Here is an 18,835-nt window from a genome sequence, read left to right on the forward strand (position 1 = left end):
GGCCGTTCGCGCCGAGGAGGTTCCCATGCTCGCCCAGCAACGGCAGAGCGCCATCCTGGAGTTGATCCGCCAGAGCGGCGGCGTCCGGGTCAGTCACCTGGTCAGCCGTTTCGGGGTGTCCGACATGACGATCCGCCGCGACCTGGAGGTGCTCGCCGAGCGCGGCCTGATCGACAAGGTGCACGGCGGCGCGACACTCGCCGGGCCCGGTTCCACCGAGGAGCCCGGGTTCGCCGCCAAGTCGGTCCGGCAGCAGGCCGAGAAACGCGCCATCGTGGAGCGCGCCGCGGGGCTGGTCGAGCCGGGCATGGCGGTGGCGCTGTCCGCCGGCACCACCACCGCCGCGCTGGCGGCGCGGCTGGCCGAGGTACGCGGGCTCACAGTGGTCACCAACTCGATCCCGGTGGCCGACGCGCTCTACCAGAACCCGCGCGCCGACCAGACGGTGGTGCTGACCGGCGGCATCCGTACCCCGTCGGACGCGCTGACCGGCCCGGTCGCCGAGGCGGCCATCGCCGCGCTCAACGTCGACCTGCTCTTCCTCGGCGTGCACGGGATGAGCCCGCGTACCGGGTTCACCACGCCGAATCTGCTGGAGGCGGCGGTGAACCGGCGGCTGATCGGGTCCGCGCGGCGGCTGGTGGTGCTCGCCGACCACACCAAGTGGGAGACCATCGGCATCGCCACCATCGCCCCGCTGGAGGAGGCCGACATGCTGATCACCGACGGCGGGCTGCCGCCGGACGCCCGCCGGCAGCTCGGTGAACAGGTCGGCGAGCTGGTGGTGGTCCGCGCGGACTGAGACCACCGCGTGCCTCACAGCCACTTCTCAGCCCTGCCGTCTAGGGTGCCCTGACCAGCGCCCGACGGTCCATGTCGGAGCGCAGTCGCACGGGAGTAACCGATGGTCTTCAAGAAGATGTTGAGCGCGTTCGGCGTGGGCGGCCCGAGCGTCGACACGGTGCTCAGCAACCCGAACACCCGCCCGGGCCTGGCCCTGGACGGGCGCGTGAACCTCGTCGGCGGCGACGCGCCGGCCCGCATCGAGCAGATCGCCATCGGTCTGGTGACCCGGGTCGAGATCGAGAGCGGCGACCACGAGTACGCGGGCGTGATGGAGTTCCACCGGATGCCGGTCAGCGGCGCCTTCGAGCTGGCCCCGAAGCAGCAGCTCTCCATCCCGTTCCAGATGCCGGTGCCGTGGGAGACCCCGATCACCGACGTGTACGGCCAGCGCCTGCACGGCATGACCATGGGCCTGCGCACCGAGCTGGCGGTGGCCCGCGCGGTCGACAAGTCCGACCTGGACCAGGTGTCGGTGCACCCGCTGCCGATCCACGAGCGGATCCTCGACGCGTTCCAGGCGCTCGGCTTCCGGTTCAAGCACGCCGACCTGGAGCGCGGCCACATCTACGGCGTGCCGCAGACGCTGCCGTTCTACCAGGAGATCGAGTTCTTCGCCGCGCCGCAGTACGCGCAGACGGTCAACGAGGTCGAGCTGACGTTCGTGACCAGCCAGCAGGGCGTCGAGGTGATCCTGGAGTGCGACAAGCGCGGCGGCTTCCTCCGCCCCGGGCACGACGTGATCGGCCGTTACTCGGTTCCGCACAGCGACGCCGCCCGTACCGACTGGGTGCAGGTCGTCGACGGGTGGGTGCGGGAGCTCACGGGCCGCTACGGCAACCTGCGGGCCCAGGGCTTCGGCATGCCGCCCGGCGGCCACGGCTACCCGGGTCACCACGGCTACGCCGGGCACGGGCGGCGCGGCCCGGGCATGGGCGGCGTGGTCGCGGGCGCCGCGCTCGGTGTCGCCGGCGGCCTGGTCGCCGGTGAGCTGATCGAAGAGGCGTTCGACGGCGGCGACGAGGACTTCGGGGACTTCGGCGAGGAGTGAGCACACGCGACGACGCCCCCGGGACGGGTCCCGGGGGCGTCGCCGTTGGCGCGGCGTGCGATCAACGTCCGCGGCGCTCCCGGCCGGAGCGGCGCGCGCTGCCCGCCTTCGACAGGCCACGGCTGACCAGGTACGCGCCGGTCAGCGCGGTCAGGTACCACCACGCCTGGTTCGGGTTGTTGATGTTCAGCCCGTTGGCGGTGGTGCCCTTCCAGAACGCGGCGATCGCCACGAGCGCGACCGCTGCGGCGTACACCCAGAACTCGGTGGTCAGGAACGCCTGCTTCGTCTCCGTACCGGGGGACGGCATCTGCTCCCGGTGACCGTCGTGCATCGACGGCATGTGCCGGGTCGACGTGTCCTGCATGTTCGACCGGTTCTGAACGTCGGACATCGGCCGGTTCGTCGGCCTGGTGGATGCAGCCTGCGTGCTCATCTGGTCCTCCTCAAGGATTTGATGAGTCGTTACCTGCACACCCTCGCCCCGCTACCGCAGGTCGGCCACGGCACGGTTCGCGCTCTGTGGCGGGGGCAACCTGGGTCTACCCGGCGCCGGAGACAAGGTAACCGCCGGTCGGCGCGGGTTTCCGAACCCGGACTTCCGGGCACGTACCGGACCTTCTGTCGCCGGTTCCGGTTTCAGCCACCCAGCCTCGGGCACGCCACACCGATACCCCGACACATCTGCGAGGTGGTTGACGTGCGTGAGGACGACATGCGGCAGGACGCCGCCCGGCGGGCCGAGCAGCGGGTCGCCGGAGGTGTGTACGGCGAGGGCGCGCTGGACGAGGTCACGGTGCCGCAGACCGACGTCGAGCGGATGCGTCAGGAACTCGACCCGGACGACCCGGCGGACGTACCCGTCGACCCGACGGTGCTGCGCGACGGCGGACCGACCCGGGGTCAGGGCGCGGTGACCACGACCGGCGGTACGGCCGGCCCGGCCAGCGTGCGCCGGGTGGCCCGGCAGCCGGAGAAGCACCCGGGCAAGGTGGCGCCGACGACCACCGGTGACGCGAGCACAGGTGGCCTGAGCACCCCGGCCGGCGGCTCCACGAGTGACAACTCGGCCACCGGCGCCCAGGTGGGCAACTTCACCAACAACCGCCCCAACCCGGGCTGACCGACCAGCGGAACGGCGGGAGGCGGCCTCAGGCCGCCTCCCGCCGCCGTGTCCACGCTTCCCCCGTGGACGCCTGACTGTCCCGTCACGCACTCGCCGATCTTGCACTTTCGGCCCGCCGAATGCCCGCTTCGCGAAGCATGCCCGGGCCACAACTCCATGATCGACGGACCCGGGGGAGGCGGAACCCGGTGGGGTGGGTTAGGGGGTGCGGAGGATGCCCAGGCGCTGGGTGGCTCTTGTCAGGGCCACGTAGAGGTCGCTGTGGCCCCTCGGCGACTCGGAGACGATGCGGGCCGGGTCCACCACCAGCACCGAGTCGAACTCCAGGCCCTTCGCCTGCTCGGTGGTCAGCACCACGATCCGGTTCGCCAGCTCGGGCTGCTCGCCCACTGTCGCCTCCGGCAGCGCCGCCACCACCGCGCCGCCCAGCTCGGTCACCCGGCCGGTGGGCACCAGCACGCCGAGGCGCCCGTCGCCGAGCGACGCGGCCTCCCCGGCGGTCGCCTCGACCAGCTCCGTCACGAGCCGGTCCGCCGGTACGGTCCGGTCCCACGGCGGTACGCCGGTGGCGCGTACCGAACGGGGTGGCCGCAGCGCCGGGTCGATCTCGGCCAGCACGTCGGCGGCGACCGCCATGATCTCGGCCGGGGTGCGGTAGCTGACAGTCAGCTCCTCCAGCCGCCACCGGTCCGCCACGTAAGGCTCCAGCGCCTCGCCCCACGAGGGCGTGCCCGCGAGCGCGCCGGTCTGTGCCACGTCCCCGACGATGGTCATGGACCGGCTGGGGCAGCGGCGCATCAGCAGTCGCCACGCCATGGGCGACAGCTCCTGCGCCTCGTCGACGATCACGTGCCCGAACGCCCACGTGCGGTCGGCGGCGGCGCGCTGGGCGGTGGTGAGCCGGTCGGACTCCTCCTGCCGCTCGGAGAGCCGGTCGGCGTCGATCAGGTCGGTCACGCCGAGGATCTCACCGCCGTCGGCTTCGTCCTCCACGTCGATGGAGCGGGAGCCGCGCCAGATCTCCAGCACGCCCTCGGCGTACTCGCGTTCCATCGCCCGGATGCGTTCCCGGCGCGCCACGGCGGCGCGCTCGTCCTCACCGAGCAGCTCGGCCGCCTCGTCCAGCAGCGGCACGTCGGCGGGCGTCCACCCGCCCGGCTCGCGGTGCAGCGCGGCCCGCTCGGCATCGGTGAGCATCGGCGCGGCGGCGGCGATCCGTTCCGGCGAGGCGTACAGGTCGGCGAGCAGGCGTTGCGGGGTCAGCACCGGCCACAGCTCGTCCAGTGCGGCCCGGATCTCCGGCTCCTCGCGCAGCTCGCGGCGGATCTCCGCGCGGTCGGCCTCGGAGAGCAGGTTCTCCCCGCCCAGCGGGTCGGCGCCGATCCGCTCGGCCACCTGGTCGGCGAGCGCGTGCACGATCTCCACGTCGAACAGGGCGCGGGCCAGGTTGTGCGGCCGGCCGGTGCGGCGTACCCGGTCGCGGGCCTGCCGCACGGTCTCCGGGGCGAGCGTCAGCACCTCCCGCTGCGGCAGCTCGATGGTGACCGGCTCGTCCGGCACCCACTGCCGGTCGCGTACCGCCGCGGCGAGCACGTCGGCCAGCACCGCGCGGCCCTTGAGCGCCGCGGTGGTGGCCGGCTCCGCGCGGCGGGCGTGTACGCCGGGGAACAGGTCGGTCTGGGTACGCAGCAGCACGCCGGTCTCGGCGAGCGTGGGCAGCACCTGGGAGATGTAGCGCAGGAACGTGGCGTTCGGGCCGACCAGCAGCACGCCCCGGGTGGAGAGCTGCTGTCGGTGGGTGTAGAGCAGGTACGCGGCCCGGTGCAGCGCCACGGCCGTCTTGCCGGTGCCCGGCCCGCCCTGCACCACCATGACGCCGGGCAGGTCGGCGCGGATGATCCGGTCCTGCTCGGCCTGGATGGTCTCGACGATGTCGCGCATCCGGCCGGTGCGCCCGGCGTTGAGCGCGGCGAGCAGCGACGCCTCGCCGGTCAGCTCCTCGTGGGCGGTGGGGGAGGCGGCGGTGATGTCCAGCACCTCGTCGTTGAGCCCGGTCACCTTGCGGTCGCGGGTGCGCAGGTGGCGACGGCGGCGTACGCCCTGCGGGTTGGCGGCGGTGGCCAGATAGAACGGGCGGGCGGCCGGGGCACGCCAGTCCATCAGCAGCGGGTCGTAGTCGCCGGAGGAGTCGAAGATCCCGATCCGGCCGATGTAGCGGACCGTGTCGTCGTCGCCGTCGAGGCGGCCGAAGCACAGGCCGCTCTCCACCGCGGAGAACTGCTCGACCTGGTCGGCGTACATCGCGACCGTCGAGTCGCGCTGCGATCGGGCCTGCTGGGTTCCGCCGGTGTGGCGCAACTCCTCGTCGAGCCGCCGGGCGGCCTGTTCCCGCATGCCGTCCAGCCGGTCGTACAGCATCGAGACGTATTCCTGTTCCCGGCCGATCTCGTCGTCCTGGCGCAGGTCAGCCGACACGTCGGAGTGCGTTGACAATCCGGCTCCTCATTGACTAAAATTGCCGCAGGAATGGCATTCAGAAGCCATTCCTTTTTTGTGCCTGAACTGGTAAAGATAGCGCGTCGGCCGCCATCCGACCAAGCCCGGACACGACTCGGGGCCCGGCCGACGCGCGTCGACCGAGCCCCGGGCACGGCATCTCTCAGCCCTTTGCCGCCTCGTAGAGCCGCTCCGGCGTGACCAGGCCGGCGATCACCCGGCCGTCGTCGGTCAGCAGCACGCTGAACAGCTTGCCGTTCAGCAGCCGGCCGCTGCCCCAGTCGCCGCTGACCTTCGGCAGGTCGCCGAGCACCTTCGACAGCATCTCCGCGTCCGGCGCGTCCGCGCCGGGCTTGGCGCCGTCGCCGGTCGCCGCCCCGTCGATCTTGGCGACCACCACGGTGGTCCAGCCGGTGCCGACGGTACGCACGTCAGGCTTCTCGGCGTCCTTCCGGTCGAACCGCTTACCCGCCGGTCCGGGCCGCTCGCCCTCGGTCGCCTCGGTGACCTTCACGCCGGGCGGCGGGTTGAACCGGAACTGGTCGGCCGACGGCGTGCGGAAGTCGACCTGGGTGAACGCCACCTGGAACGCCGGCTCGTCCTGCCCGTCGGCGAGCACCTGGAGGCGCAGCGGCACGTGCTCCTTCGCGTCCAGCGCGATCCGTACCTGGTGGACCAGGGAGGCCTTGTCGCGCGGGGTGAGCACCAGCTCGTACGCGCTGCGCCCGGCTACTGTCGCGGTGCGGCCGACGGTGACCGCAGTGGTCGGGTCGATCGCCTCCAGCGCCCGGTCGGCGGCGTCGGCCGGGGTGGCCGGCACGACGGTCCGGTCCGGCGCGTCGGCCGGCAGCACCCGGTGCGTGGCGGTGTTCGCCCGGCTGTTCCACGTCCAGACGTCGCGCCCGTTGCGCAGGATGTCCTGCTCGCCGAGCGTGTCGACGAGCGCGAGCCGCTGCCGGTCCTCGCCGCCGTACCAGACGCGCAGCGTGTGCGTACCTGACACCAGGCCGGCCAGGTCGTTGCCGGCGGCCTGCCCGGCGAGCGCGGCGATCGGCGGCAGGCCGAGGTCGGCGCGCTGCACCACGGTGCCGGAGAGCCCGTCCAGGCGGGACGTGCGCAGGTCTTCCAGGAGCTGGGCGGCGCTGCGCGGCGGCAGCGCCGGGTCGGCGCCGGCGGCGAACGTGCCGACGGCGGCGCCACCGCCGATCACGGCGACCCCCGCGGTCACCGGGACCAGCCAGCGCAGCACGGCGCGGTTCTTCATCACTGACATAGTGTGCACCTCCTGCGCACCATGCTGCGCGATCGTCGCTGTGACCACGCTGAGGAGATCCCCTACGGGTGAGCCCGTGGTGGCACCCTGGACCGGTGCGCTTGCTGGTGGTGGAGGACGAGACGCGGCTCGCGGCGGCGTTGCGCCGGGGCCTGTCGGCGGAGGGCTTCGCGGTCGACGTGGCGGCCAACGGCCCGGACGGGCTGGACGCGGCCCGGCACGGCGAGTACGACGCGATGATCCTCGACGTGATGCTGCCCGGCCTCTCCGGCTACGAGGTGGTGCGCCGGTTGCGTGCCGAGCAGCGCTGGCTGCCGGTGCTGATGCTGTCGGCCAAGGACGGCGAGTACGACCAGGCCGACGGCCTGGACTGCGGCGCCGACGACTACCTGACCAAACCCTTCTCGTACGTGGTGCTGCTGGCCCGCCTGCGGGCCTTGCTGCGCCGTGGCGCGCCCCGGCGGCCGGCCGTGCTCACCGTCGGCGACCTGCGCCTGGACCCGGCCCGCCGCCGGGTCACCCGGGCCGACGCCGAGGTGGTGCTGACCAGCCGCGAGTACGCGCTGCTGGACTACCTGATGCGCCGCCCCGGCGAGGTGGTGTCGAAGACCGAGCTGCTGGACCACGTCTGGGACGCCTCGGTCGACACCGCGCCGAACGCGGTGGAGGTCTACGTCGGCTACCTGCGCCGCAAGATCGGCCGGGAGCGGCTGGAGACGGTGCGCGGCGCGGGCTACCGGCTGGCCACATGAGCCGGTGGGTACGCGGCCCGCTGCCGCGCCTCGGCCTGCGGGCCCGGCTGCTCGCGCTCGGTGTGCTGGGGCTGGTGGTCGGGTTCGCGTTCGGCTCGGCGCTGCTGCTCGGCGCGCTGGGCTGGACGTTGCAGCGCTCGGTCGACGAGGAGGCGCTGCGTACCGCCGATGCGGTGGCGCGGCTGGCCGCCGAGGACGCGCTGCCGGATCCGCTGCCGGTCGCGGGCGGTCAGTTGCGGGTGCAGGTGGTCGACGCGCAGGGCCGCATCCGGGCCGCCTCGATCGACGCGGACCGCCTGGTGCCGATGCTCGGCCCGGACGAGCTGCGTCCCGGGCAGCGGCAGCGGCTGGTGGTGGACGGGCGGCGTGCCGGCATGCCCGGCCCGGTCCGGGTGGTCACGGTGCCGGCCGGCACGGCGCAGGAGCCGCGTACGGTGCTGGTGGCCAAGTCGCTCACCGACGTGCGGCACAGCCTGGACGTGGTCCGCAACCTGCTGCTCGTCGGCTTCCCGGTGCTGGTCGCCGGGCTCGGGGTGGTGGCCTGGCGGGTGGTGGGCGCGACGCTGCGGCCGGTCGAGCAGTTGCGCAGCGGCGCCGCCGAGATCACCGGGCGGGCCGGGGCAGAGCGCCTCCCGGTGCCGGCCGGGCAGGACGAGATCCACCGGCTCGCGGTCACGCTCAACGACATGCTCGACCGGCTGGCCGCGTCCCGGGACCGGCAGCGGGCGTTCGTCGCGGACGCCGCGCACGAGCTGCGCAGCCCGCTGACGAACATGCGCACCGAGCTGGAGGTGGCCCGGCGGCTCGGCGACGACACCGACTGGCCGGCGGTCGCCGACGACCTGCTCGCCGACACCGAACGGCTCAGCCGCCTGGTCGACGATCTGCTGCTGCTGGCCCGCCTCGACGAGCAGGACGTGCGGCCGTCGCCGGTAGGCCCGGTGGAGCTGGGGGAGCTGCTGCGGACGGTGGCGGCCCGCTACCCGTCCCCGCCGGTGCGGCTGACGCCATCCGACGGGCCGCTGTGGGTCGAGGGGGACGCGGGGGAGCTGCGCCGGGTGCTGGTGAACCTGGTGGACAACGCGCTGCGGCACGCGTACTCCGGTGTGGAACTGGCGGTGGGCGGGCCGGACGGGGCGTACCACCTGATCACGGTGACCGACGACGGGCCGGGCATCCCGGCGGCGGACCGGGAGCGGGTGTTCGCCCGGTTCACCCGGCTCGACGACGCGCGGGCCCGCGACGTGGGCGGCGCGGGCCTGGGCCTGGCCATCGTGCGCGAGCTGGTGCGCCGGGCCGGCGGCACGGTCGAGCTGGGCGACGCGACGCCCGGCGCCGCAGCGCCGGGGCTACGCGCGACGGTACGGCTGCCCGCGCTGGCCGAGCCGGACGGGGAGTGAGCGGTCAGCGGCGTTTGGTGCAGACCGGCCCGGTGCGGGCGACCGTGTCGGTGGACCAGACGAGCGCCACCGTGAAGCAGTAGTCGGTGGTGCGGTCGAGCCCGTAGGCGATGTAGTCGACCGAGCCGGCGGGCAGCGTGGCGAACGTGCCCTGCGGCTGCCCGGTGCGGCCCCCGGCGACCACCACCGGCCCTTCGGCGCCGGCCGGGTACGTCCAGCTCAGCACGATGCTGTCGCGCCGGTCGGTGAGGGTGAACCGCCCGGGCGGCGTGCCGGGGGCGGCGGCGGCCGGTGTGGTCGGCGCGGGTCCGGCGGAGGTCGGCGGCGGCGCGCTGGAGGGCGGTGCGCCGGAGGCCGGAGGCGGCGTGCCGCGGCCGTCGTCGACCCGGGACACCCCGGCGATCACCGCGATGGTGCCGAGCAGCAGCGCCACCGCCACGCCCAGCACCACCAGCGGCAGCTGGGGCCGGGTGCGACGCTCGGCGGCCGGTGGCCGGGGCACGTGCACAGGCAGGTACCTCGACGGCGGCTCGGGCGGCGGTGGCGGCACCCGGCGTACGCCGGCCGGCTCGTCGTCGGCGAGCCCGACCACTGTGGGCGGCAACGGGTCGGCGTCCGGGCGCCACGGCTGCTCGGCCGGCCCCTCGGGCGGCCACGGATAGTCGTCGAACGCGTCGCCGTCCGCCTCCGGCGCGGCTCGCGGTGTCGGCACGTGCGCGGCCTCGGCGGCCCGTCCCGGCGGGTGGTAGAGCGGCGTCTCGACCGGGTCGTCGAGCGCCGGCGGCGAGTACGGCGGCAGGTCGTGCGGCCCCTCGGTGGCCGGTGGGACCCGGGCGGCGGGCACCACCGGCGCGGTCCGGGCGGGCGGCGGCTCGGGAGCGGGTGCGGCACAGACGTGGTCCGGGTCGGCGGCGGCACGGGCCAGCCCGGCCACCTGGGCGGCGAGCGGGTCGTCGGGATCCAGGTGGTGGCGGCACAGTTCCTCGGCGAGCGTCAGGTGCTCGTGCGAGTCGGCGTACCGGCCGCAGTCGCGTTCCATCGCGCCGAGCTTGGCCAGCATCTTGATGCCGCTGGGATGGCCGTCGCCGTAGACCTCCCGGTGCAGCTCCCAGGCGTCCTGCAACCGGTCGCGGGCCACCTCGCACTGGCCGCGCGCGTACTCCACGGTGGCCAGGTCGGCGTGCGCGGCGAGCACCCGCTGCGACTCCGGGCCGTCGCGGGCGGTCAGCTCGATGATCACGTCGGAGTAGAGCCGGGCGGCCCGGGCGTCGCTGCCGACCCGGTGCAGCACCGCGGCGAGCGTCGCGGCGGCGGTGACGGTGCGCTCGTCGGAGCGGCCGAACAGCCGGGTGGACGCCGCGTACGCGAACGCGGCCCAGCCGCGCGCGGAGTGCGGCTCGCCGAGTGCGACGAGCAGCCGGGCCTGGAGCCCGGCCGCCTCGGCCAGCTCGGGGGAGGCGTTGCCGGGACGGGGATCGGCGTCGCTGAGCGCGTCGGCGAGCAGCCGTTGCGCGCCGTCGAGGTCGCCTTCGGACACCAGTTGGTGCGCCTGGACGGTCAGGTCAGCGAAGCCGGAGGACACGCCCCATCGTGCTCGTCCGGCGACGGTATGTACAAGCCCCGGAGTGGATCAGTTTGGTCCCGAATCCGTCAGGTGGTCGGCGAGCGTCTCGCTGATCCGCCGGAGCTGGTCGACCTGGGCCGGGCTGAGCGCGTCGAACAGGTGCCGGCGTACCCCCTCGACGTGGCCGGGAGCGGCGGCGGCCAGGGTGGCGAAGCCCTCGCCGGTGAGCACGGCGACCTGCCCGCGCCGGTCGGTGGGGCAGTCCTCCCGGCGGATCCATCCGGACGCCTCCAGCCGGGCGGCGGCGTGTGACAGCCGGCTGCGCGACGAGCCGGTCAGCTCGGCCAGCTCGCTCATCCGCAGTCGCCGGCCGGGGGCCTCGGAGAGGCGGACCAGGATCTCGTAGTACGCGTGCGGCATGCCCGCGTCGCGTTGCAGCTCGCGGTCGAGCGTGTCCATCAGCGCCCGGGAGGCGGTCAGGAAGGCCCGCCAGGTCCGCTGCTCGTCGGGATCCAGCCACCGGGTCATGACGACCATCATACCGGCGATAGTTGAACGTTCAACAAAGCCGGGGTACGGTCGTTGACATGGGCATCCACCGACTCAACCACGCCGTCCTCTACGTCAGTGACCTGGAACGCAGCGTCGCCTTCTACCGCGACGTGCTGGGCTTCCGCCGGGTCCCGATGACTCCCGAGGGCTTCCGGGGCGCCGCCTTCCTCCAGGCGCCCGACTCCACAAACGACCACGACCTCGGCCTGTTCTCCATCGGCGCGGCCGCCGGGGCGTCCCAGGCCGGCCGGGCCACCGTCGGTCTCTACCACCTGGCCTGGGAGCTGGACACGCTCGACGAGCTGGGCGCCACCGCCGAGCGGCTGTCCGCCGCCGGTGCGCTGGTCGGCGCGTCCGACCACGGCACCACAAAGAGCCTCTACGGCCGCGACCCGGACGGGTTGGAGTTCGAGATCGTCTGGATCGTCCCGGCCGACCTGCTCGACGACGCCGCGCTCGCCGCGCGTACCCGCATCGGGCGGCTCGACCTCGACCGCGAGCGGCAGCGCTACGGCGGGCAGACCCGCGGCGGCGTGGGCATCTCCGTCCCGGTCTGAGCGGGGTTCCCGGCCGCGCCCGCCGCGCGGTGCGGTAGAAACGGCACCATGTCCACCGACGCCCTCCTGCGCGAGCTGCTCGTCCGCCGGCTCGACCACTGGCTCCCCGCCGCGCTGCACCGGGCGCGGCGGGCCACCCTCGCGCTCGCGTACGCCGGAGACGACGCCTCCGGCGCGGAGGAGGCGCTGCGGGTGGTGGCCGAGTTCGCCGACCGGCTGCGCGGGCGGCGGCTGACCGTGCTGGTGGTGGCCGACGACGGCACCGACCTGCCGGTACGCCTCGGCGCGGCCGAGGCCGCGCTGCCGCCCGACGTCGCCGTGCACCTGGTGCCCGGCGGCCCGGACCGGCTGCCGGTGGCGCTCAAGGCCGCCGGAGCGGCCGGCGCTCCGCTGCTCGTCGTCGCCGACGGCGCCGACCCGGACCCGGCCCTGCTGGCCGCCGCCGCGTCCGGGCGTCCGGCCGAGCTGCTGCTCGTCACCGCGCCCGGCCGGCCGCTGCGCCAGGTGCTCACCGACGCGGGGTTCCCGCTCGTCACCGAGGTCGAGCTGGTGCCGGACGGGGACGGTCCGGCCCGGCTGCTCGGCTACGGCACCGGCTCCGACCGGGGGCTGGAGGCGGTCAAGGACGCGCTCTGGGCGGTCGACGAGTACGCCGGGGTGCGCTACCGCGACCCGGCCGACCCGCAGGGCCGGCTGCTCGACATCTCGCTCGACCCCGAGCCCGGCCCGCTGCGCCGCGAGCTGCTGGCCGAGCTGGCCCGCTCCGGTCCGCGTACGGTCACCGAGCTGCGCCGCTTCGCCACCACCTCGACCGTCTACCGGGCCGCCGACGCCAACCGGGCGCTGGCCTCGCTGCTCGCCTCCGGTGCGGTGACCCGCGACCCGGAGCACGGCCGGCTCGGCGGGGACGTGCTGATCAGCGCCGGCCCGAACGCTGCGTCATCTGCTTGACCACTATCGACGCCCCGGTGGCGACCACGCCGATGCTGAACACCATCTGCGCGCACACCGCCACCCGGGCGATCTGACCCTGGGCGTGCACGTCGCCGTAGCCGACGGTGGTGAGCGTCGCCAGCGCGAAGTAGAGCGCGTCGACCCGGGTCCGCAGCCCGGCGAACTCGCCCGGCCGGGTGTTCGCCACCACGTAGTCGCCGAGCGCGAAGACGAGCAGCCCGGCGATCAGCGCGACCGCGAGCCGGGTCAGCGCCCGGTCCTCGTCCCGGCCGGTCGGCTGGTCCCGGACGAGCTGGCGGCGGACCTGGCCGGTGACCAGAAACGCGATCACCGCCACCAGCACCAGCGTGCCGGCCGAGCGCAGGGCCAGCCGCAGGCCGTTCGGGTCGGCCTCGACCGGCACGAGGAAGTAGCCGGCGAGCATGAGCAGGCAGGCCGTCACGGCCCGCCGTCTGATCCGCCGCAGGGACAGGTCCACCATGCCGCGATTCTCCGGTCACCGGTGCGCCGCGGTCGGCGGAACCGCGAACCCCGCCGGTACGACGATCGGGGCGCCGGCCAGTAGCCGGTGCCCCGATCCACGTCCGGGTGTCAGGCCCGGGTCTTGTCCTGCTTCCACGACAGCGGCCCCGGAAGGTCCACGCGGTGGGCGCGGGTGTTCGAGTTCCAGGACCAGCGGCCGATCTTGATGCTCCACGACGAGAAGCCGTTCTGGGTGAAGTGGAGGATCAGCGGTCCGTACTTCTTGCGCTTGCGGAACTGGACGCCCATCGGGGTGCCTCCTTCGTCTCCCTGCCTCTGCAGTCGTCTCCATGCCTTCGCGGCAACGAACATGCCCGGATCGACGATTCGCGAAACCATGCCCGGTCCGCTCTGGACGGTGGGACTCGCGCCCGGCAAAATCTCTATCCAACGGGTAGGTCTTAAGGAGTCGTAAATGCTGGTGAAGACGGTTGGTAACAATGCCAGCGACGAAGGTCTCACTCTTTGGAAGGGCGTTGACCGGCGCCGAGAGCGGTCGGCAGCATGAGAGCCGGTCGCCCCGCATCGCTTCCCTCATCCGGGGGTACCGGGAGAGAACACAGCGCCGCCGCTGCTACCCCTGTACTGGAGGCTCTCGTGGACCACGTGACATCCCCGCCGCGCCGTGAGCCGGTGCCGTCGTGACCACCGTGGACCGGCCCGGTGCCGGCACCGTCGAGCTGCGCCCCGTCGACGTCGACTCCTTCCGCGACCTGCTGCGCCGCCAGGCGTCCACGGTCACCGTGGTCACCACGCCCGGCCTGCGCGGCAACCGGATGCGGCCGGACCTGCCCCCGGCCGGCTTCACCGCCACCTCGTTCACCTCGGTGTCGCTCGACCCGCCGCTGGTCTCGGTCTGCCTCGGCCGCGCGTCGTCGAGCTGGCCCACCGTCGAGCAGGCCGAGCACGTCGCCGTGCACCTGCTCGCCTCCGGGCAGCAGGAGATCGCGCAGATCTTCGCCACCAGCGGCATCGACCGGTTCAGCGCCCACCCGGGCTGGACCACCGGGCCGTTCGGCGTGCCGCTGATCGGCGACGCGCTGGCCGTGCTGCTGTGCCGGGTGGTGCGCCGGATCGAGGCGGGCGACCACACCATCCTGCTCGGCGAACCGCTCGCGCTCGGCGCGGGGGAGGACGGCGACCCGCTGCTGCACCACGGCGGCCGCTACACCACCACGCTCGGCGACTGGCCCGAGGCGTGGTGACCGCCGCCGTCGACGAGCTGATCGCACTCGACCGGGCCGCCCAGGACCTGCTGTTCCGGGCGGCCCGCACCGCCAACGCGTTCACCGAAGAGCCGGTCGGCGACGAACAGGTCCGCGCCGTCCACGACCTGATCCGGTACGGCCCGACAGCGATGAACGCCCAGCCGCTGCGGGTGCTGCTGCTGCGTTCCCCGGCGGCCCGGGCCCGGCTGCTGCCGTACGTCAGCGCCGGCAACCGCGACAAGACGGCCACCGCGCCGCTGACCGCTGTGCTCGCCGCCGACGTGGACTGGCACGACCGGCTGCCCGAACTGTTCCCGCACCGCCCCGGCGCCCGCGACTGGTTCACCGGCGACCCGGCCGGCCGGGAGGCGCAGGCCCGGTTCAACGCCGCGCTCCAGATCGGCTACCTGCTGGTCGGCGTACGCGCCGCCGGGCTGGCCGCCGGACCGATGGCCGGCTTCGACGCCGCAGCGGTGGAACGGGAGTTCTTCCCCGGCGGGCGGCACCGGGTGCTGCTGCTGATGAACATCGGCCGCCCGGCGCCGGACGCCTGGCGGGAACGGCTGCCGCGCCTGCCCTACGAGGACGTGGTCGGCACCCTGTGAGTCAGCGCGGCTCCCACGCGTCCGGCTGGGCGGTCAGCTTGCGCACGTGCGCCGGCAACCGGCCGCTGACCAGCTCGTCCAGGCTCACCTCGTCGACCACCCGGCGCACCGAGGCGCGCACCGCCACCCAGAGCCGGGGCAGGTTCTCCGCCGCGCCCTCGTACCGGGTCTCCTCGGGGCGCAGCCCGCGTACCCCGGCCAGCGGACCGTCGACGGCGCGCAACACGTGCCCGATGGTGATCTCACGCGGCGGCCGGGCCAGCGTGTAGCCGCCCTCGGCGCCGCGCTGGGCCCGGACGACCCCGGCCCGGCGCAGGTCGGCCAGGACCGCCTCGAGGAACTTGCGCGGCATGTCCTGCTCCGCCGCGATGGCCTGGGTGGACAGCAGGGTCGGGTACGCGGTGGCCAGGCTCAGGGCTGCCCGGACCGCGTAGTCGCCGCGCGCGGAGATCTGCACAGTGCCATCATGCCTGGCCGCCCGGCACGGGGGAGTCGGCGGGCGGCCGGGGTCGCACCAGACGGACGGGCAGCGGGCGCTCGCGCTCGGCCCGGAACGTCCCCGGGCTCACCCCCACCTCGCGGGTGAAGAAGCGGCCGAAGTTGGTCGGCTCGGGAAAACCCAGCTCCCGGCCGACCGCGGCGATCGACTCGTCGGTGGCGGCGAGCAGCCGGCACGCCTGCAACGCGACCCGCTCGTCGATCACCTGCTTGGCGCTGCGGCCGGTCACCGCCAGGCAGGCCCGGGTCAGGGTACGCACCGAACAGCCGAGATCGGCGGCGTAGTCCTCGACCCGGCGGGTGTGCCGGTAGCCGCGTTCCACCTCCCGGCACAGCCGCCGGAACGTCTCCGTCTCGGCCCGGGGCGTCGCGCCGTCGCCGGGACGCGGCAGCAGGCTCAGCCGCAGCAGCAGGACGGCGAGCTGGTGGCGCAGCAGCGCCGCGGCGGCCGGCACCAGCGCGTGCCGGTCGGCGTCCACGGCGAGCTGGCTCACCTCGCTGATCACCGCGTCCTCGTCCTCACCGGCGAGCTGGCGGTGGGCGGGCACCGCGTCCGGGTCGACGTCGAGGCCGCGCAGCGCGTCCGGCCGCCAGCTCACCACCGTCGCGTCGAGCTGCGCGCCGACGAACCGCAGCGCCTGCCCGGGATGCGCGCGCAGCAGCGTGCCCGGACGGCAGGGGACCGGTCGAAAGTCCAGCTCGGCGGTGCCGTGGCCGTGGGTGACCAGGATCAGCAGATCACGGTCGAGCAGGACCGGGCGGGGCCAGCCGGGTTCGGCGGCGAGGTCGCCGAGCACACCGGTGACGATCTCGTCGGTGCCGGAGCGGAGCCGCGGCGGGCCGGTGCGGGTGGCCGGGGAGGGCTGACCGGTAGTGACCATCATCCCGACGGTAACCGGAGCGCCCGCACGTTGCATCTCGACGGTTTCGCCCGCTCTTGTCGGCAGCCGAGCCCGGCGGTTAGGTTACCGATCGGTAAGACCCCGGGCCGGGGTGCGCTGCATACCCGGCCACGCGGCCCCGGCCGACCGGCCCGCGGCCCGGCGACGGCGATGGGACGAACATGACGGATCTGTTCTCGGTCGACGGCAAGACGGTCCTGGTGACCGGCGGCTCACGCGGGATCGGGCTGATGATCGCCCGGGGCTTCGTCCGGGCCGGCGCCAAGGTGATCATCTCCTCGCGCAAGGCGGACGTGTGCGAGTCGGTCGCCAAGGAACTCTCCGCCGAGGGCCACTGCGAGGCGATCCCCGCCGACCTGGGCAGCGACGCGGGCGCGCTGGCGCTCGCCGAGGCCGTCCGGGAGCGCCACGACCGGCTGCACGTGCTGGTGAACAACGCGGGCGCCACCTGGGGCGCACCGCTGGAGGAATACCCGGAGGGCGCCTTCGACAAGCTCTGGGCGGTCAACGTCAAGGCCGTCTTCCGGCTCACCACCGCGCTGCTGCCGCAACTGCGCGCCGCCGCCGGCGCCGACGACCCGGCCCGCGTGATCAACATCGGGTCGATCGACGGCATCCGGGTGCCCTGGATGGAGGTCTACGCGTACTCGGCCACCAAGGCGGCCGTGCACATGCTCACCCGCGGCCTCGCCCACCAGCTCGCCGGCGAGCAGATCACCGTCAACGCGATCGCGCCCGGACCGTTCGAGAGCAAGATGATGGCCTTCGCGCTGGACGACCCGGAGTCGCGCGCGGCCATCGAGCAGCAGGTGCCGCTGGGCCGGATCGGCCGGCCCGAGGACATGGCGGGCACGGCGATCTACCTGGCGTCGCGGGCCGGCGCGTACCTGACCGGAGCGGTCATCCCGGTCGACGGCGGGATCACCACGCGCGGCTGACGCGTACCCCCGGTCGGAGACGGCCCGGGGCCGCGCGGACTCGGCAGATCCGCGCGGCCCCGGGTGTCGCCGTGTCAGCGACCGGCCAGCAGCCGGTTCACCGCGGTGTCGACGTCCAGGTGCTCGGCCTCGCGGCCGCGCGGGACGACGACGTAGGTCCGGCGCAGGAAGCGCACCAGCACGCTGCGCGGGACCTCGAACAGGGCGTTGCCGTCCGGGGACGACAGCGCGAGCGCGACGAAGTCGCCGCGCGGGGTGGCCCACGGCCAGACCCGCACATCACCGATGCCGGCCGGCTCGTCGAGCCCGGTGACCAGCAGTTCGCGAGCGAACGACCAGCTCACCGCCTCGCCGCCGGCGGACTCGGCGTGGAACAGGACATGGACCGCATACGGGTCAGCAGGGTCGTAACGCAGACTGGCACGCACCGGCAAGGCGGTGGCGTCAGGCGCGACGAGCCTTAGCGACGTCTCGACCTCTACGGTCGTCGGTCGGATGACACTCATGGACGTTCTCCCCCCGGCACCGCTGCGGAACGCGCGTGTCCCGCTTTTCCCATACTCAGGTGCTGCTCCTGGCTACGCTCCGCCATACGCTGACTTCACCCAGTGGTGGGAAGGGGTTCCGAAAGCCCCCGGGACCGCCCGGCCCCGCGTAGACTTTCCGGTTCCGCCCACTCCGTCGTCCCGCCCGGCAACGGGTGGTTCAGTCGTCGACTTACTCCGGTAACGTCCAGTCGTCAGCAGGGGTGACGGTCGCGGGCGACACTGGGGGTGGAAATGGTCACGAGGGGCTCCTCGGTGACGTCGCGGACCACGGCCGAATCGCCGAAAGGTGCGGCCCGAGCAGCCGAAAGTCGGGGGTACGAGGTGCCGGTGGAAGGGCGGTCGCAAGGCACTCTCACGGAGCAGCCGCGGCGGCGACAGGGCTGGCGGGGACGCCTGCACACCACGCTCGACCTCATTCGCGCCAACCCCACCGGCCGCGTCGCCCTGAAGATCTTCATCGGCATCCTCGGCGCCATCGTGGTCACCGTCGGTATCGCGCTGATCCCGCTGCCCGGGCCCGGCTGGCTGCTGGTCATCGCCGGCCTCGGCGTCTGGGCGGTCGAGTTCCACTGGGCGCGGCGGCTGCTCGCGTTCACCCGCCGCCACGTCAACTCCTGGACCCGCTGGGTCACCCGGCAGTCGATGCCGGTGCGCTTCGTGCTGGGCGCGGTCGGGCTCGTGTTCGTGTCGGTGGTGGTGTGGCTGTCGCTCAAGTACAGCTTCGGCATCGACGTGGTGGCGGAGGCGCTGCACTACCTCGCGACGCACTGAGGCCCGGTTTTTGGTCCGGGCGGGTGATCGGGTAGAGTCATGCGCGCTGAGGGCGATTAGCTCAGCGGGAGAGCGCTTCGTTCACACCGAAGAGGTCACTGGTTCGATCCCAGTATCGCCCACCATGAATACGGCAAGCTCAAGGCCCCTCAATCGAGGGGCCTTGACTCGTCTTTGAGGCTTCAGTCGTTGCTCGGAGGCAGCGAGAGGCAGCAAAGGACTTCACCACTCTGTGGGCGCGCTCAGCGGTTGAGTGGGTGTAGCGGTTCAACGTC

At 73.7% G+C, this 18,835-nt stretch carries 21 protein-coding genes and 1 tRNA gene; 12 read left to right on the top strand and 10 right to left on the bottom strand.

All coding sequences use genetic code 11. The features are described from left to right. Positions 1–25: 25 nt before the first annotated feature. A complete protein-coding gene (locus tag ACGFIA_RS23015; RefSeq protein WP_357385656.1) occupies positions 26–802 on the top strand; it encodes a DeoR/GlpR family DNA-binding transcription regulator in 777 nt (258 codons plus the stop codon). A gap of 102 nt (positions 803–904) precedes the next feature. After that, positions 905–1,894 (top strand): sporulation protein, encoded by a 990-nt coding sequence (locus ACGFIA_RS23020; RefSeq protein ID WP_357385658.1) that lies wholly within the window; start codon positions 905–907, stop codon positions 1,892–1,894. Between the two features lie 61 nt (positions 1,895–1,955). Here ACGFIA_RS23020 and ACGFIA_RS23025 read toward each other — a convergent pair whose 3' ends face one another. After that, positions 1,956–2,288: a hypothetical protein gene (locus ACGFIA_RS23025; RefSeq protein WP_357385660.1), complete on the bottom strand. Its 333-nt coding sequence runs from the start codon at positions 2,286–2,288 to the stop codon at positions 1,956–1,958. 306 nt (positions 2,289–2,594) lie between these two features. Between ACGFIA_RS23025 and ACGFIA_RS23030 the strand changes: the two genes are divergently transcribed. Continuing rightward, positions 2,595–3,017, top strand: coding sequence for a hypothetical protein (locus tag ACGFIA_RS23030; RefSeq protein WP_216932774.1), 423 nt, complete (start codon positions 2,595–2,597; stop codon positions 3,015–3,017). Positions 3,018–3,218: 201 nt separating this feature from the next. On the opposite strand, the gene ACGFIA_RS23035 is transcribed toward ACGFIA_RS23030, so the two are convergent. Beyond that, entirely contained in the window at positions 3,219–5,438 is a 2,220-nt protein-coding gene (locus tag ACGFIA_RS23035; RefSeq protein WP_393262068.1) for a HelD family protein, read from the bottom strand. 241 nt (positions 5,439–5,679) lie between these two features. After that, a complete protein-coding gene (locus ACGFIA_RS23040; RefSeq protein WP_393261959.1) occupies positions 5,680–6,789 on the bottom strand; it encodes an outer membrane lipoprotein carrier protein LolA in 1,110 nt (369 codons plus the stop codon). Positions 6,790–6,884: 95 nt separating this feature from the next. Between ACGFIA_RS23040 and ACGFIA_RS23045 the strand changes: the two genes are divergently transcribed. Continuing rightward, the gene (locus ACGFIA_RS23045) at positions 6,885–7,541 is read left to right on the top strand and encodes a response regulator transcription factor (RefSeq protein WP_357385664.1); all 657 of its coding nucleotides are present in this window, start codon (positions 6,885–6,887) and stop codon (positions 7,539–7,541) included. Then, a complete protein-coding gene (locus tag ACGFIA_RS23050) occupies positions 7,538–8,941 on the top strand; it encodes a sensor histidine kinase (RefSeq protein ID WP_393261961.1) in 1,404 nt (467 codons plus the stop codon). Before ACGFIA_RS23045 ends, ACGFIA_RS23050 begins: the two co-directional genes overlap by 4 nt. 4 nt (positions 8,942–8,945) lie before the next feature. Here ACGFIA_RS23050 and ACGFIA_RS23055 read toward each other — a convergent pair whose 3' ends face one another. Beyond that, positions 8,946–10,523, bottom strand: a complete 1,578-nt coding sequence (locus ACGFIA_RS23055) for a tetratricopeptide repeat protein (protein ID WP_357385668.1) — start codon at positions 10,521–10,523, stop codon at positions 8,946–8,948. A gap of 48 nt (positions 10,524–10,571) precedes the next feature. Continuing rightward, positions 10,572–11,042, bottom strand: a complete 471-nt coding sequence (locus tag ACGFIA_RS23060; protein ID WP_357385868.1) for a MarR family transcriptional regulator — start codon at positions 11,040–11,042, stop codon at positions 10,572–10,574. Positions 11,043–11,092: 50 nt separating this feature from the next. Here ACGFIA_RS23060 and ACGFIA_RS23065 point away from each other — a divergent pair, with 50 nt between their 5' ends. After that, positions 11,093–11,614: a VOC family protein gene (locus tag ACGFIA_RS23065; protein WP_357385670.1), complete on the top strand. Its 522-nt coding sequence runs from the start codon at positions 11,093–11,095 to the stop codon at positions 11,612–11,614. Between the two features lie 48 nt (positions 11,615–11,662). After that, positions 11,663–12,565 (top strand): hypothetical protein, encoded by a 903-nt coding sequence (locus ACGFIA_RS23070; RefSeq protein WP_393261964.1) that lies wholly within the window; start codon positions 11,663–11,665, stop codon positions 12,563–12,565. Here the strand turns inward: ACGFIA_RS23070 and ACGFIA_RS23075 are convergent. After that, the gene (locus tag ACGFIA_RS23075) at positions 12,531–13,049 is read right to left on the bottom strand and encodes a potassium channel family protein (protein WP_357385674.1); all 519 of its coding nucleotides are present in this window, start codon (positions 13,047–13,049) and stop codon (positions 12,531–12,533) included. The two genes, ACGFIA_RS23070 and ACGFIA_RS23075, sit on opposite strands and share 35 nt — an antisense overlap. A 110-nt stretch (positions 13,050–13,159) precedes the next feature. Next, entirely contained in the window at positions 13,160–13,339 is a 180-nt protein-coding gene (locus tag ACGFIA_RS23080) for a DUF4236 domain-containing protein (RefSeq protein WP_013284922.1), read from the bottom strand. Positions 13,340–13,731: 392 nt separating this feature from the next. Here ACGFIA_RS23080 and ACGFIA_RS23085 point away from each other — a divergent pair, with 392 nt between their 5' ends. Further along, positions 13,732–14,295: a flavin reductase family protein gene (locus ACGFIA_RS23085; protein WP_357385676.1), complete on the top strand. Its 564-nt coding sequence runs from the start codon at positions 13,732–13,734 to the stop codon at positions 14,293–14,295. Continuing rightward, a complete protein-coding gene (locus tag ACGFIA_RS23090) occupies positions 14,292–14,903 on the top strand; it encodes a malonic semialdehyde reductase (RefSeq protein ID WP_393261968.1) in 612 nt (203 codons plus the stop codon). The genes ACGFIA_RS23085 and ACGFIA_RS23090 overlap by 4 nt, the downstream gene beginning before the upstream one ends. A 1-nt stretch (position 14,904) precedes the next feature. On the opposite strand, the gene ACGFIA_RS23095 is transcribed toward ACGFIA_RS23090, so the two are convergent. Beyond that, positions 14,905–15,360: an Rrf2 family transcriptional regulator gene (locus ACGFIA_RS23095; RefSeq protein ID WP_013284925.1), complete on the bottom strand. Its 456-nt coding sequence runs from the start codon at positions 15,358–15,360 to the stop codon at positions 14,905–14,907. A 7-nt stretch (positions 15,361–15,367) separates the two neighbouring features. Continuing rightward, the gene (locus ACGFIA_RS23100) at positions 15,368–16,285 is read right to left on the bottom strand and encodes an AraC family transcriptional regulator (protein ID WP_357385681.1); all 918 of its coding nucleotides are present in this window, start codon (positions 16,283–16,285) and stop codon (positions 15,368–15,370) included. 179 nt (positions 16,286–16,464) lie between these two features. Between ACGFIA_RS23100 and ACGFIA_RS23105 the strand changes: the two genes are divergently transcribed. Continuing rightward, the gene (locus ACGFIA_RS23105; RefSeq protein ID WP_091427952.1) at positions 16,465–17,241 is read left to right on the top strand and encodes a glucose 1-dehydrogenase; all 777 of its coding nucleotides are present in this window, start codon (positions 16,465–16,467) and stop codon (positions 17,239–17,241) included. A 74-nt stretch (positions 17,242–17,315) separates the two neighbouring features. Here the strand turns inward: ACGFIA_RS23105 and ACGFIA_RS23110 are convergent, their stop codons facing one another. Further along, positions 17,316–17,747, bottom strand: a complete 432-nt coding sequence (locus ACGFIA_RS23110) for an SsgA family sporulation/cell division regulator (protein WP_007457244.1) — start codon at positions 17,745–17,747, stop codon at positions 17,316–17,318. Between the two features lie 273 nt (positions 17,748–18,020). Here ACGFIA_RS23110 and ACGFIA_RS23115 point away from each other — a divergent pair, with 273 nt between their 5' ends. Next, complete coding sequence (locus ACGFIA_RS23115; protein ID WP_357385683.1) at positions 18,021–18,560, top strand: TIGR02611 family protein; 540 nt, start codon at positions 18,021–18,023, stop codon at positions 18,558–18,560. 50 nt (positions 18,561–18,610) lie between these two features. Continuing rightward, positions 18,611–18,685: transfer RNA gene (locus ACGFIA_RS23120), tRNA-Val, on the top strand. Positions 18,686–18,835 lie beyond the last annotated feature (150 nt).

Source organism: Micromonospora sp. NPDC049203 (assembly GCF_043197215.1).
In the GTDB taxonomy this organism is placed as follows: Bacteria; Actinomycetota; Actinomycetes; order Mycobacteriales; family Micromonosporaceae; genus Micromonospora.

Coding starts and splice junctions, on each gene's coding strand:
- ACGFIA_RS23105 (WP_091427952.1), top strand. CDS start 16,465: ATGACGGATCTGTTCTCGGTCGACGGCAAGACGGTCCTGGTGACCGGC.
- ACGFIA_RS23080 (WP_013284922.1), bottom strand. CDS start 13,339: ATGGGCGTCCAGTTCCGCAAGCGCAAGAAGTACGGACCGCTGATCCTC.
- ACGFIA_RS23035 (WP_393262068.1), bottom strand. CDS start 5,438: ATGCTGTACGACCGGCTGGACGGCATGCGGGAACAGGCCGCCCGGCGG.
- ACGFIA_RS23060 (WP_357385868.1), bottom strand. CDS start 11,042: ATGGTCGTCATGACCCGGTGGCTGGATCCCGACGAGCAGCGGACCTGG.
- ACGFIA_RS23020 (WP_357385658.1), top strand. CDS start 905: ATGGTCTTCAAGAAGATGTTGAGCGCGTTCGGCGTGGGCGGCCCGAGC.
- ACGFIA_RS23050 (WP_393261961.1), top strand. CDS start 7,538: ATGAGCCGGTGGGTACGCGGCCCGCTGCCGCGCCTCGGCCTGCGGGCC.
- ACGFIA_RS23075 (WP_357385674.1), bottom strand. CDS start 13,049: ATGGTGGACCTGTCCCTGCGGCGGATCAGACGGCGGGCCGTGACGGCC.
- ACGFIA_RS23040 (WP_393261959.1), bottom strand. CDS start 6,789: ATGTCAGTGATGAAGAACCGCGCCGTGCTGCGCTGGCTGGTCCCGGTG.
- ACGFIA_RS23070 (WP_393261964.1), top strand. CDS start 11,663: ATGTCCACCGACGCCCTCCTGCGCGAGCTGCTCGTCCGCCGGCTCGAC.
- ACGFIA_RS23115 (WP_357385683.1), top strand. CDS start 18,021: ATGGTCACGAGGGGCTCCTCGGTGACGTCGCGGACCACGGCCGAATCG.
- ACGFIA_RS23065 (WP_357385670.1), top strand. CDS start 11,093: ATGGGCATCCACCGACTCAACCACGCCGTCCTCTACGTCAGTGACCTG.
- ACGFIA_RS23015 (WP_357385656.1), top strand. CDS start 26: ATGCTCGCCCAGCAACGGCAGAGCGCCATCCTGGAGTTGATCCGCCAG.
- ACGFIA_RS23110 (WP_007457244.1), bottom strand. CDS start 17,747: ATGAGTGTCATCCGACCGACGACCGTAGAGGTCGAGACGTCGCTAAGG.
- ACGFIA_RS23025 (WP_357385660.1), bottom strand. CDS start 2,288: ATGTCCGACGTTCAGAACCGGTCGAACATGCAGGACACGTCGACCCGG.
- ACGFIA_RS23100 (WP_357385681.1), bottom strand. CDS start 16,285: ATGATGGTCACTACCGGTCAGCCCTCCCCGGCCACCCGCACCGGCCCG.